Genomic DNA, 13,400 nt, shown 5'->3' on the forward strand with positions numbered 1-13,400 from the left:
CTTATTCACCGTAAGATTCGCGGTCCACATACAAAGTGCAGGACGGATGCGTGCGCAAAATGGTGGAAGGGCACTCCGTCGAGATCGACCCGTTCAGCGTCCGATTCACCGCCGCGCGCTTCGTCGGGCCTGGTACCATGCAGTACAAATAGTGACCCGACATCATCGTCGGGATCGTTAGCGTGAGCGCATGCGTCGGCACGTCGTCGAACGTCGGGAAGCAGCCGTCGTTCACTTGCTGCTGGCGGCAGGCATCGTCAAGCTCCACCGCCTTGATGACGTGAGGATCGCTGAAATCGGCAACCGGCGGATCATTGAAGGCGATATGGCCGTTCTCGCCGATGCCGAGGCAGACAATATCGATCGGCGCCTCTTGAATCAGCGCACCGTAGCGGGCGCATTCCTCTTCGATCGTCTTCGAGCTGTCGATCAGGTTCACTTGACCCGGCTTCACGAGGTCAAACAGCTTCTCGCACAAGAAGCGGCTGAATTTTTGCGGCGCATCGTTAGGCAACCCGATATATTCGTCCATATGGAACACCGTAATGCGCTTCCAATCAATGGCCGTATCGGCGACCAGGGTAGCCAGGAATTCGTTCTGGGATGGAGCGGCGGCGAAAATAATGCGGATCGACGGCTTCTCGGCGAGCAGACGTTTGATCGTCGCCGCAGCGGCAGCCCCCGCGGCCGCGCCTAATTTGCCGCGGTCCGGGTATACATTGACGGTCAGAGAGTCGATCGTTTCCGAAAGAACGGGTTGAATTTGCAAGGGCATGCTGTTATCTTCCTTTCTGCTTCGTCAATTCGGCTATGCCGGCTTCTATTACTTGCTCAAGCGAACGGTCGAATACCGCGGGCAAGGAGAACAGCTTCGAGGAGCCCCCGCCTTCATAACCGCCTTCGTCAACCTGAGCGGCAGTCGGGACGTACCCGACCATCCCGTTGCAGTAACCGAGAGGCAGTGTGCTCCCGCCGCTCAGCCGTTTCACTTTCAGGCCATACTCCAGAACGATTTCCCCGTTCATCGCGAGCAGCGACAAGTCCGGTGCCAGCTCCAGCTTCGTGAGCTCAAGCGGGATTTCCGGCTGCAACAGCTCCGGCTGGCTCGTCAGCTTGCGTGCCCATTCCGAAGGGACACCGGGATGGTCTGCGGTTGCAGCGATCTCGGCCATACTCGGCAACGGCTGAAACGGCAGCCCGACCACGACTTGGCGTCCGTCGAGAATACCAGGCTCGATGGAAGCGAACCGCCCGGCGGCGAACACTTCTTCCGCCGCATCGGCCAGCTGCAGCCCGAGCTCTTCCGCTTCCTCCAGCGTGCCGCTATAAAACTTGTTGTCGCGAATCAGCGCCGGTCGCGTATCTCCGCAGCAGCCCTGCAGGAAGGAGACTACCGCTCCGCCGCCCAAGTACATCTCCAGCCGCTCGCTCGCAGCGCCGGGAAAATCGCCGTGCAGACTGTTGACGCCGGTAGTTGTCGGGTGACATGTGTAATGCAGCCATACCGCGCTGGTGTCCCCGCTGTCCGTAATGAACCGGACGAGCTCCACATGGGGATCAAGCGGTCCGTCAGGATTCGGCGCCATCTCCATGATGCCATCCACAAGCTTGCGACGATGGATGCCGATGCGGCATTCCCCTCGACCGCGCTCGATTCGCACCGGTTCCGCCCGTTCGAACGCTTCCCGGACCGCCTCTATCAAACTTTCTTCCAGTTGCTCGATGTAGGCCGTCTCCGGCAACCCCAGCGTCTCGATGAATGCGAAAGTCGTCTGCGGTGCGCCGTGTGTGTGGGTGGCACTGAGGATCATCAGCTCCGGCTTCAGGCCGAACGAGTCGGCCAATCGGCGGCGGATGCCTTCCATCCGCTCCGGCCCCCACCAAATAATGTCGGCTTGCACGACTAACGCGCGCCGTTCCACACCGTCTACCCTCTGAATAAATGCATTAGCGCGCAAAAAAATCGGGGCGGCGACGCCTTCCATTAGCCCCTTCCGGTTGCCGAATCCAGCCAAGGGCACATACTGCTCCGGCGAAATGTCGATTTTGGCGACTCCCAATCGAAGGGTGCTCACCTGTTACTCCTCCAGTACGATCTGGCTTCCCTTTGCCGAGGAAGCGTATATGGATTCTACGAGCTGCACGGCGCGGTAGCCGTCCGCCCCCGTGACGAGCGGCGGTTGGCCGGTCTCGATCGAACGGATGACATCGATGAATTGCAGCTTGTGATTGACGAACGAAATCGCCTTCGGATCGGCAACACCGCCGCCGCCAACTGTCGGTGTATCGAAAGCGGGCTGCTCTACGCCAGGTACGGTCCAATGAGTGATAGACGTTCCCTCCAGCTTGATCGTGCCTTTCTCGCCGTACAGGTTCAAGTACGCCTGGAAGCCCGGTTGAATACTCGTCGATGCCATGATCGTGCCGAACGCGCCATTCTTAAACTGCACAATCGCCAAGCCGAGATCCTCCGCTTCCATCTCATGTGTCTGCGTCGCCACTTTGCCGAATACAGTGGAGAGCTCGCCGCCGAACCAGAGCAGCAGGTCGATCGAGTGAATCCCCTGATTCATGAGCGCCCCGCCGTCCTCAGCCAGCGTTCCGCGCCAGTCCGCACTGTCATAGTACGCTTGCGTGCGGTACCAGGGCAGTGATATCTCCACTAATAGGAGACGGCCAAGGTCGCCGCCCTCGATCACTTGCTTCACCGCTTGATGCTGCGCCTCGAAGCGGCGCTGCGAGATGACCGACAGCGTCACGCCGCAGTCTTGAGCGGTGCGGATCAGCTCGGCAACGTCCGCAGACTTCATCGCGGCCGGCTTCTCGACGACAAGATGTTTGCCGGCGCGGAGGACGTCCATGCCGATGCTGTAATGGCTGCCGCTGGATGTCGTCACGGAGACGATATCGACCGCCGGATCCGCCAGCATCGCTTTATAGTCCGTATACCAGGCGCAGCCTTGCGCTTCCGCCACCGAGCGAGCTTTCTCCTCGCTACGGCTCGACACCGCTACTACTTTCGCGTTGTCGATTTCGCTCAAGGCTTTCATATGAAAATCTGCGATCGTGCCGCAGCCGATCATGCCAATGCCCCATGTTTTGCTCATCCTGAACTTATACCCCCTTGACCAGTTCCCGCAGCGCCTCCAGCGTCATCCGGGTTCCCATCATTTGTGTGCCGCCTTCCGGCACGTAATGCGTTTCTATCGTGAACAGCCCGTCATACCCGTCCGCTACCAGCGCTTTCAACTGCGCGATGACCGGCACATTGCCGGAGCCGAGCGGTACGCACCGCGTTTTGCCCTTCGAATTCGTATAGGCGTCTTTGAGATGGACATGGCCCAAAATTTCTTTCATCTCGTTGTAGCCCGCCGGGTAAGCTTCCCGCTCGCCGAACGCTTCGTTGCCCGGGTCCCATAAGCCGCGCAGTCCCGGAGAGTTGACTCCGCGCACGATGGCTGCTACTTCCTCGGCAAACCCGCCGTTGCAGGACGGCTCGTTTTCGAGCAGCAGCACGACGCCTTCCCGCTCTGCAATAACCGCCGCCTTGCCCAGCAGCTCAATAATTTCGCCCCGGTACTTCTCAGGCTCCTGCTCGCGCCAGAACGAGAAAATCCGGATGTTGCGCGTCCCGAGCAGCTTGGCAATTTCGATCACGCGGTTTAATTTGCCGAAGTGAGCCTCTACGCTCTCTTCCTTCTGGCCGAAAACATCGCCGGATTCAACCGGACGGGACGGATCGAGCGCACACTTGAATACCGGCGAAGCGATAGCGGATATGAACAACCCGTGCGATTCCACCTTGCTCTTCACGTCCAGCAGCTGCTCATCAGACAAATTGGAGACGTTGGCGCCGTCAATGACGCGCACCTCCACATGTTTCAGCCCCTGCTCTTCAATCCAATCCAAAGCTTCGTCGAACTTCGCCGACACTTCATCCGTCAGCACACCCAATCGTTCCAAGATCATCGCACAGTTCTCCCATCCTATAAGTAATCTACTCTTGCCCACTATATCAAGTTTCGTTTGGACTGTGTTGACTTTTCTTTAGGTAAGAGTAATAAAATTTTTGGAGCGGCTGTCTATAAATTGACCATTAATCGATTATGCCGGAGTCCCGATGGCGAGCTCCGCCTTGCGGCAAGGCACGCCGAATTTCACCGCGATCCCCTCAGTGGATGTCGCCTCATCAGCGGTAACCGGCAGCCATACCTGAATGCCCTTCGCCTGCTCCGTGCCGGACAATACCGCCTCCCCGCTTCCGCAGGACTCGATTTTGACTTGTCTGCGAGCACGCTCCCATGCGTTCAACTCACTACCGGTCCAGAACACGAAGCCTCTAGCGTGCGCCTCCTTCACAACATGACGGAACGCTGCGCGCACCTCTTCTTTGCGAAGGACATGGTATTGGTGGAACAGGAAATGCGCAACCCCATCCACTTTTTCCGCTTGCGAGAGCATAGGCTCAATGATGCTGTCGTCCGCCCAAGAGCTCAAATTCATGTCCTGGGTGAAAAAGCCGACTTCCAACACATTGTAAACCCGGTTCTGCTCGTCATTCCACGCGATCGGGAAATAAGGATGGCATGTGCCGAAAGGCATGCCGACGTTGCCTCGTTTGCTCGGACCTCGCGTCTGATCGGATTCGATGCCATGCTTCTCGCACCAGCGGAACAGCTCGCCCCAGCCTTCCAGACGGGTGTAGTGATTTTTGTTCGATACGGCTTGCCCGGAGCCGATGGCGGCTTCCAGCCAGGCGAACTGGCTGTCGAAGTTGCTCTCGCTCCACTCGAAATCGATCGCATTATAATGAAACCCGAGCTCATGACCATCGGCTCGGATGGAGTCGTACAGGTGGGCGCTATAGCCGGGTTGGATCATGCACCAGGTCGATTGTACGCCGCATTCCTTCAGCAAGGCCAGCGTAGCTTCGCCGGCGGCATCTTCATTATGATCGCTGTCGTGCGAGATCATCGCGACTCGGCTTATCCCTTCCGGCCAATAGCCGAGGAAAGGAAGCGTCAGCCCTTTGCCGAGCGCGATGCGCAGCAGATGGCTGGTCAGCGTCTCACGCCACAGATCTGCGTAGGCATGCGGAAAATAGGGCTGGCCCGTCTCCGTCCAGGCACGGTCGAGCACCCAATCCAGTGCATGCTCGTCGTCCGCTTTCAGCCATCCGTCGTCGAGCGGGACAGAGCCGTCCTCAGCCGGAACTCCGTCCTCGAACACCGGCTGGAGACCTTGCTGCAAGCCGACTATCGTGGCCGTCATGTCGATCGACCAGCGCTCTATCGTGCCGAGTCCGACCCGGAAGCGAAGCAGCGCATCGTAAGTGCGGGAATCCGGCCTCAGCAACGGTTGAGGTTTTTCGCCGACGCTTCCTTTCTTTTCTATTAAATACTCGTTGCCTTCCGTTACGCGCCATGGAGCTGCTTTCACGAACCGCATCGGGCGAGACTCATAACCATCCGGCAATTGTGCGTAGCCCGGTTGAATAGGGGAAGCGAGCGTACATTGCAGCTTTTTGGCCAATCCGCCCAAATTGCCCAGACCGACGATCGTCCCTCCGTTCTCGACATAGCTCCACAGGTGCTCGGCGGAAGCGTTGCCCTCACGCACAAAAGCGACGATCGCCAGATCCGGCTTCACGACGGTCAGCTCGGCTGCGCCATCGATCCACTCGAACGGTATCCCCGCTTTACCAAGCAGCTCTCCAATATACGACTCGAACACGTTGACGCCTGACGAACGCCGTGCTTCGGCTTCCTTTTTATCGAACACAACCCCTAGTTTGGCCATTCTCATCACTTGTGGGCTCCCTTTCTGTAAAAAAATGATTTACTTAGTTGTATCATACCTGTATTATATATCATATAGGGACTGTCTGACTAGCAATTTTTTTGTTAGAACTTGTCGATCTGTGCCCTGTTTTCGTCCAATTTGTGGAAATCCATGTTTCTATTCCGCCTAATTTCGGCTATAATGAAAGAAAAACAATCTTTTTACTTGGAATCATTTTGCATAGAAATGGAAGAACGCGTATGAGACGTGAAAATGAATTTCGGTACTCGAAGCTGGCCAATATTTTGAGGGAGCAAATTTATTCGGGTTATATCAAACCTGGCGAGTTTCTCTTCTCTGAAAATGAGCTTTGCCGCTATTACGGGATCAGCCGCACCTCCGTCCGGAAATCGCTCGAGCAGCTGCAAAAGGAAGGCCTGATCGTCAAAAAAGTCGGACAAGGCACGATCGTTTCCCCCGACCTGATCATTCCCGAGAGTCAGATGAAGGTGCTGCGAATCATGGCTCCCGTGCCTTCGCACTTTGCCGATCATGCCTTGCCGATGATGATCGATGCGTTCAAGCGCAAGTACCCGAACGTGGAAGTGAAGCTGCTGGGCTTTCCTGCCTATAACTTCCGGGAGTCGATGCGCGCCGCGATGGAGCTTGGCCATGCTCCTCATCTCATGCTGATCACCGACCGCACGTTCGAAGAGCTGCAGCAGGTCAGCTCGTTTACTAGCCTGGACGAGCGGTTTAGCGGCACGCTCTCCGCCATGTACCCTCGCATCGTCGACGCTTTCCGCATCGAGGGCCAGGTCAAGGCGATGCCGGCTACGTTCTCGCCGGTATACCTCGCGTACAATCCGGAATTGTTCGCGCAATTCAGTGTTCCGAAGCCGGCGCAAGACTGGAGCGTGTCCGATTTCATGGACGCCGCCCGGAAGCTGACCGTCGACACGGACAACGACGGCATCCTGAACCAATACGGCTTGCTGCTGTCGGCTTCGATCAGCCGCTGGCCGGTGTTCGCCCTGCAGAACGGCTATACGTTCCGTTCCACCTCCGAGCGTGCCGCCCTGGTCAAGACGCTCGAGTTTATGCAGGACCTGCTCTATCGCAAGCGGTCCGTGTCGTTGTATCAGGCGCCGAGCGGGCTGAACTCCGAGGCGTTCCTCCGCGGCAAGACCGCCATGGTGCTGACGACTTCGATCGAGATGGCGAGCTGGCTGCACGACGACATTCATTTCAAACCGGAGGTCGCTCCGCTGCCGTTCGGGCCGGAGAAAGCTTCCCTGCTCGTCGCCAACGCATTTATGATTCCGGAGGCGTGCCCGGATTTCGATCTGGCGGCACAGTTTCTGGATACGGCCTTCGATCCTGCCCTGCAGATCGCCATCGCGCGGCAGAGCGGCTTCCTCTCTTGCCTGACCTTGAACCGCGAGGTGTGGGACGAGTCATACCTGCACTCGCTGAACATCATCGACAACGAGATCATCAATTGCCAGTTCCTCGCCGAGATTTTCGAGGACCCGATGCTGATCGGGGAGCTGGACTCGGAGATGGACTTGTTCTGGGCGGGCTTGGAGTCGCCGGACGAAGTCGCCGACCGTTTCGCCCGCATCATCTGAAGTGGAAGGTTGTCCAACCGTCGGGGATCCCGGCGGTTTTTTGGTCTGGTTGTTGATTTGGCGGGGTTGTCGGCACCCACCGATAACGCAGCCGCTTTGCTGCCAAAGTCCCTCCTTTTACATGGCCTCCATAAAAATATTGCGATTTCATCCCGCTCCTCTACAACTTTTGAACTAAAAGTAAAGGTTTTTCGAACTTTTTCTCGCCAGGCAATTTCTGGACGGAGGATAATGGAAAAACATGTCGAATACCGTATACAGCGAATCATAGGTACTCGGAATCCGCCCGAACCCGGGCCGCGTACTCGATGCAAACCGCTTCACACCAAGCAATGCATCCGGACACACACAGGCAAGTGACAAATTGGCAAAGGTGGGCTAGTTCATGAAAGACAAAAGGACGCAATGGCTGTCCCGGTTGACCGGGGCTTTCGATAAAGCCAAGCGGCAAGGCAACAACACGACACCGACTTCACGCGAGAGGGGAGCTGTAACTGTGCAAAATCCGCTTCGTTCCGTAGGTCTGACGCTGTTCCTCTTGTTTTTTATCAGTATCATCGTCATGGTAGTCGTGGTGGGCATCCTGTCCGCGCAAATCTCTAAGGGCATCATCACGGACAAAGTGTCCGAAGCGTCCAAAGAAACGATCGTCCAGGCGGCGGACAAAATCGACTTCTTCTTCGAAAACATCGAGAACATGTCCGTACAGATCATGTCCGACGATGTGATCGCCGATAACTTGACCAAGTACAAGGAGACTACGCTCAGCGCGTACGACAAGCTCCAAGCGGGCGCCACCATCACGAACCGGCTCAAGAACTACGTCATGGCGAACAACAAAATCGCCGACATCAACGTCGTCCCGCTTACCCTTGAATCCACTTCATACAAATCGTCCACCAGCATCAAGGAGGAAGTATTCAAATCCGCCTGGATGGAAGATATCAAGAAGGCCGACGGAAGAGCAGTATGGCTGCCAACGCTGAAAGCCGGCTACGTGACGACGCCGAACACCTTCGCGGTAGGAAGGGTGCTCCGCAACATCAAAACCAGCACCATAGAAGGCATCCTAGTCGTAGAATTGAAAGAATCGTCGCTGAAGGAAGTCCTGAACGGCCTCTCGATCGGAGAAGGCAGCCAAATCGGGATCGTCTCCCAAACCAATAAAGTGGTGTGGAACGGGAACACGGAAAGCCTGGAATCCGACTACCCAATCAACATCGTGGCGGACACAACCAAATACAAAGAGGTACGGGAAACGAACGATTTCGAAACGTCGGTGAACGGCGATACGAAACTGGTAGTTTACGACAAGCTGAACCGCTCGAACTGGTTCTTGGGCGGCAACGTCTCAATCAACGAGCTGACGAAGGAAGCTAGCAAAATCAATACCGTCATTTGGATTTGCGTACTGGTGTCCGCTGCGGTCGCAAGTGTACTCGGCTTCCTGGTCATGCGGATGATCGGAGCGCCGCTCGTCACGATGCGCAACCTGATGATGCAAGGCGCGCAAGGCAATCTGGTCGTGCGGACCAAAGTCGGCAGCCGCCGCGACGAAATCGGCCAGCTCGGCGAAAGCTTCAACCGGATGATGGAGCAAATCACCCAACTCGTCCGCCAGACAAGCGCTTCCGCTCAGGAAGTGCTCAACACCGCGGCCGAGCTGTCCGATGCTTCGAGGAAGACGGCGCTCTCCGCCAAGGAGATCTCCATCGCCACCGAGGAAATCGCGTCCGGCGCATCCAGCTTGGCGGTCGAAGCGGAGCGCGGCAACGACTTGACCAGCAACATCAACGTGAAGGTCGCGCAAGTGGTCGCTTCCAACCAACAGATGGAGGTGTCCAGCAACGAGGTTATGAAATCCTCTGAGCAGGGCAAGATGTACATGTCCGAGCTGATCACCAAAACGAACACGACCGAAGAAATGACCCGTTCGATGGTGGAGAAGGTCGAGAAGCTGCAAGAGAGCACCCGCTCCATCCGCAAAATTCTCGACGTGCTGCACTCCATGACGAAACAAACGAACATTCTCTCGCTGAACGCCACGATCGAAGCGGCGCGCGCCGGAGCGGCAGGCAAAGGCTTCATGGTCGTTGCCGACGAAATCCGGAAGCTCGCCGACCAGTCCAAGCAATCGATCGACGTCGTCGCGCAAATTACCGATACGATCCAGCATGAAATCAAAGATACCGTTACCGTGCTCTCGGAGGCGTACCCGCTGTTCCAGGAGCAAATCTCCTCCGTTAAGTACACGGACGAGATCTTCAAGCAAGTGGCCGAGCGGATGGGCAGCTTCACCGTCCAACTGCAGGACGTCACCGGCTCGATCCAGCAGTTGAAGGAATCACAGTCGATCTTGTCCGACGCGATGAGCAACGTCAGCGCCGTCGCCGAAGAGTCGTCCGCGACTTCCGAGGAAGTCGCCTCGCTCAGCACGGAGCAGCTCAGCATAAGCAGCGGGCTGGTCAAGCTGTCCGAGAAGCTCGAAGAGCTCTCCAACTCGCTCAAAGAATCGCTTAGCAAGTTTACGATCTAATCATCACCCCTATTAAAGAGCCCCTCCGACAACCGGAGGGGCTCTTTCCATACTGTTTAATTAGCCGAACGAATGTACAGCCGCACCCGACACACCAACCTTCACCTGGAACAAGCCTCCGGAAAGCGGATACTCCGCCAGCTGCTGCCCGCTCATCCCTCGCCGCGCGGACGTGATGTACAGCACGTCTCGCGAGGGCCCGCCGAACATCGCGGACGTCGCCTGCAGCGCCGGCACCGCGACGAAGCCGAGCTTGCGTCCGGTCGCCGGATCCCAGCGGCTCACTTGCGAGCCGCCCCAATGCGCAACCCACAGCATTCCTTCGTCGTCGATCGTCATCCCGTCGGGAACGCCCGGCTCGACGTCGCCGAAATCGACGGCCACGCGGCGGTTCGATATTACGCCGCTCGCCGCGTCGTAGTCGAACGCGTACACTTGCCGAACCGGCGAGTCGATGTAGTACATGACGCGACGGTCCAGACTCCAGGCGATGCCGTTCGAGCAGCCGATGCCGCCCTCCGTCGCCAGCACGGACAAGTCGCGATCCACGCAATACAACGTGCCCTGATCGGGTTTGCCCGTGACGCTCATTGTCCCAATCCACAACCGGCCGGAAGCATCGCATTTCCCGTCGTTGAACCGGTTGTCCGGATTATCGCCCTCAATGCCGTCCACCAGCGTCTCCAGCTTGCCGCTGTCCGGATCGAACAATGCAAGCGTATGCGGGAAGCTGATGACGACACCGCCGCGGGCATGAGGCACCACGACGGTCACCAAGTCATCGAACGTATATGTATCGTCTTGCCCCGATTCCGGGTTATACCGGTGAAGCGCCTTGCCGTAAATGTCGACCCACCACAAGACGCCGGTGCGATCGTCCCAGCAAGGTCCTTCCCCCAACTCCGACTTCGCATCCACGATCAATTCCGCATTCCATTGCTGCATTACTGCATCCATCTCCTCTTGATGGCCCAGCCCAACCCAGCTCCTTCGAAACTCGCAACCCAGCTGAAGCCGGCTAAACCTTGTTTCAACCATTGTACCACGGCCTTCTTCAACCGGTAACTGTTTCTTGTCCCTCCCCCGGCTGGTTGCAGTAAAAATAAAAATCCGGCACCCGCTCGGTTTCCCCGATTCAAGCGCCGGCTATTCGCTGTTCCCGACTGGACCTCAGTGATTCCACTTCCTCTTGGGTGGAAGTCATCCGACTCCCCCCGCAGACACGCAAGCTGCCGTTCGTCCACGGACTGGACGGCGTGGAGCGCCGGACTGTGTCCGGCAGCTCGATCTCCGCCACCTTCTCCGCCATCGTGCGTTGGTACTCCGCAATCGCCCGGATGTTCTCGCGCAGCCCCGCCGCCGTATCGATGGACTGCTCCGTTACATCGGCGAGCGATTCGATCATACGGGCGAGCGCCTTCTGGCTCCGCGCGAGCGAATGAAGCATATCCAGCTTCAGTTCCGCCCGTTCGCTGATCCAGGTCATGAGTCGTCTCCCATGCCTCCGAACAGGCCACCGAACCCGCCGCCATCCAACCCGGAGGACATCGGTTCCTTCTTGTTAAGCACAACCGTCAAGTTTTTACCCAAGGCGGCCTCCAGCTTCGTCAGCCCGTCGATCAGCTCCACGAACTGCTCGTGGTAGGCTAGCGGCTGCTTCAGCTGATCGGCATGATTGTCGTACGTGAGATGATTCAGATGGTTCAGGATCCAGTCGCGGGACTTGGCCGCCTCGTTCGCCTTCGCCTCCAGAATCATCGAGATGTTGTACTGCATGCTGGCCGCAGCGTCCAGCATCTGCATGAAGTACTCCGACCGTTTCATTCGCGTTCCCCCTCTCTGCCTTAGCCTGCTCGAGTCGGCTTACTCCTCTTGATCCGGATCCAGCTCCTTGATCACCGTCTCCAGATTGTCGGCGATCGCATCCTCCAGATCAGCCAGGCTATTCAGATAAGCGGTCACGCTCTTCGCAATGTCCATCGCGCTGAGTCCGATTGCGCGGGCGTCGCCCAGCGCCAGATTCTCATTCGGCATGGCGGTCATAATATGCGAGACATTCGTTATGGATTCGCGCTTCGATTCCAGCACCCGCGCCATCTCCGCATGGGAACGAGCCAGATGGCCGATGATGGAAGTCACTTGATGCTCCACAGGTGCTCCTCCTTCGAGTAGTTGCGGCTTCCTGTTTAGCATATGTGCGGACACCCAAAAAGGTACGGCTCAAAGACCGGAGAGCAGCTCATACAGCTCGATGTGGAGCGGGAAAAAATGGAGCCGCCGAAGCAGCTGCAGCTCCGCCTCCAATTGAGCGGACAGGACCGGATCCAACACGATACCGCAAGCAGTAAGTAACGCGGTGACGGGCTGCTTGTGCAGCTTCAGCATCGGAATCGCCTGCAGCATTCGGATGAGGCTGGCCTTGAACGTCTGGAACTGAATCGGGAACCGTTCGACAAACTGATCGTGCTCCACCACGACATCATTCATCCAGCGATAGTCCTTCATTTTCAACAAAATCAGCGAGCGGATGCAAACTTCGAGAACGGGATGTTTTTTCTGGAATAGGACCCAATTGCCTCTGCCGCCCGTCAGCTTGGCCGCAGCAGGAGGGTGCTCCTGATGGTAGCGGATCAAGTCTTGGTCCAATACGTATACAGCCCCGGCTTGATGCATCCGGTAGGCGAATTCCAGATCCTCCTCGCCCCACTCCACGAAATCCTCGCAATAACCGCCTATTTGACGAACTATACGGGTCGTGGCGGAATGATTGGATCCCAGACAGCTCAGCCAGGCTAGGCGAATCCCGCTGAGATCCTGACCGAATTGATCGAGGACGAAGTCGCTGTAGCGTCCCGGCACCGACAGCCGCTCCAGCCGGCTCGCGTAAGCCAAGTCGTTGCGCCGGATAAGCGGAATCCGCTTCTTCTTGGCCTTCACGATCTGCTCGAGCGGCGTCTTATCCCGGGCCATCTCCAATCGCCGCTCCAACAGCTGCTTGACGGCGTTGCTGCCTCGCTCCAGCTTGCGAAGCTCCTTCCACTGCGACTCGACGAAATCCGGGAACAAATTGGAGTACACCTTCCGTTTATACATCCCGACAACGATCTTATTGTCTGCATCGAGATGGTGCCGGTAATGCTGCGCCACATAGTCGGGGCCTACGAGCATCTCTGCATCCAGAAAAATGAGGACGCGCCCCTGCGCATGGCGGATGCCCACGTTCCGGGTGTAGGCCAATCCGCGATTGACCGAATTTCGGAAATAGCGAAACGAATAAGCTGCCTGGAATGATGTCAGTCTGTACGTCTTATCCGTAGATGCGTCGTCTACAAGAATTACTTCGAGCTTGGACATGTCGAAATTTTGCCGTTCCAATGCTTGCAAAGTCAGTTCATTGAGTGGATATCGGTTGAAGGAAGGGATAATGACGGTTACCTCGATAGTCATGCTCA

General features: G+C 57.1%; 12 protein-coding genes. 2 read left to right on the forward strand and 10 right to left on the reverse strand.

Translation table 11 applies throughout. The annotated features are described in order from the left end of the window. Nucleotide 1 precedes the first annotated feature (1 nt). From PKO02S_RS00160 to PKO02S_RS00180, 5 genes are all read right to left on the reverse strand, one after another. The gene (locus PKO02S_RS00160; RefSeq protein WP_127578743.1) at nt 2–775 is read right to left on the reverse strand and encodes a glucosamine-6-phosphate deaminase; all 774 of its coding nucleotides are present in this window, start codon (nt 773–775) and stop codon (nt 2–4) included. Between the two features lie 4 nt (nt 776–779). After that, complete coding sequence (locus tag PKO02S_RS00165) at nt 780–2,075, reverse strand: neutral/alkaline non-lysosomal ceramidase N-terminal domain-containing protein (protein ID WP_127578746.1); 1,296 nt, start codon at nt 2,073–2,075, stop codon at nt 780–782. Nucleotides 2,076–2,078: 3 nt separating this feature from the next. Continuing rightward, nucleotides 2,079–3,107, reverse strand: coding sequence for a Gfo/Idh/MocA family protein (locus PKO02S_RS00170; RefSeq protein WP_127578749.1), 1,029 nt, complete (start codon nt 3,105–3,107; stop codon nt 2,079–2,081). A gap of 7 nt (nt 3,108–3,114) precedes the next feature. Beyond that, nucleotides 3,115–3,969: a sugar phosphate isomerase/epimerase family protein gene (locus PKO02S_RS00175; protein WP_127578752.1), complete on the reverse strand. Its 855-nt coding sequence runs from the start codon at nt 3,967–3,969 to the stop codon at nt 3,115–3,117. A 135-nt stretch (nt 3,970–4,104) separates the two neighbouring features. Further along, on the reverse strand, nt 4,105–5,805 hold the full coding sequence (locus PKO02S_RS00180; protein WP_127578755.1) for a polysaccharide deacetylase family protein: 1,701 nt from the start codon (nt 5,803–5,805) through the stop codon (nt 4,105–4,107). Between the two features lie 236 nt (nt 5,806–6,041). On the opposite strand from PKO02S_RS00180, the gene PKO02S_RS00185 reads away from it, so the two are divergent. Together PKO02S_RS00185 and PKO02S_RS00190 are read left to right on the forward strand one after the other, a co-directional pair. Further along, nucleotides 6,042–7,412, forward strand: coding sequence for an extracellular solute-binding protein (locus tag PKO02S_RS00185; RefSeq protein ID WP_127578758.1), 1,371 nt, complete (start codon nt 6,042–6,044; stop codon nt 7,410–7,412). Nucleotides 7,413–7,797: 385 nt separating this feature from the next. Further along, nucleotides 7,798–9,948: a methyl-accepting chemotaxis protein gene (locus PKO02S_RS00190; RefSeq protein WP_246066766.1), complete on the forward strand. Its 2,151-nt coding sequence runs from the start codon at nt 7,798–7,800 to the stop codon at nt 9,946–9,948. A gap of 60 nt (nt 9,949–10,008) precedes the next feature. Here PKO02S_RS00190 and PKO02S_RS00195 read toward each other — a convergent pair whose 3' ends face one another. From PKO02S_RS00195 to PKO02S_RS00215, 5 genes are all read right to left on the reverse strand, one after another. Further along, nucleotides 10,009–10,893, reverse strand: a complete 885-nt coding sequence (locus PKO02S_RS00195) for an SMP-30/gluconolactonase/LRE family protein (RefSeq protein WP_127578761.1) — start codon at nt 10,891–10,893, stop codon at nt 10,009–10,011. 190 nt (nt 10,894–11,083) lie between these two features. Further along, a complete protein-coding gene (locus PKO02S_RS00200; RefSeq protein WP_127578764.1) occupies nt 11,084–11,434 on the reverse strand; it encodes a hypothetical protein in 351 nt (116 codons plus the stop codon). After that, on the reverse strand, nt 11,431–11,772 hold the full coding sequence (locus tag PKO02S_RS00205; protein ID WP_127578767.1) for an alpha-helical endospore appendage domain-containing protein: 342 nt from the start codon (nt 11,770–11,772) through the stop codon (nt 11,431–11,433). The genes PKO02S_RS00200 and PKO02S_RS00205 overlap by 4 nt, the downstream gene beginning before the upstream one ends. Before the next feature lie 39 nt (nt 11,773–11,811). Further along, nucleotides 11,812–12,099, reverse strand: coding sequence for a nucleoside-diphosphate sugar epimerase (locus PKO02S_RS00210; protein WP_127578770.1), 288 nt, complete (start codon nt 12,097–12,099; stop codon nt 11,812–11,814). 69 nt (nt 12,100–12,168) lie between these two features. Continuing rightward, nucleotides 12,169–13,395: a glycosyltransferase family A protein gene (locus tag PKO02S_RS00215; RefSeq protein WP_164821214.1), complete on the reverse strand. Its 1,227-nt coding sequence runs from the start codon at nt 13,393–13,395 to the stop codon at nt 12,169–12,171. Nucleotides 13,396–13,400 lie beyond the last annotated feature (5 nt).

The sequence above is a fragment of the Paenibacillus koleovorans NBRC 103111 genome, from assembly GCF_004000845.1.
Classification (GTDB): domain Bacteria; phylum Bacillota; class Bacilli; order Paenibacillales; family NBRC-103111; genus Paenibacillus_AA; species Paenibacillus_AA koleovorans.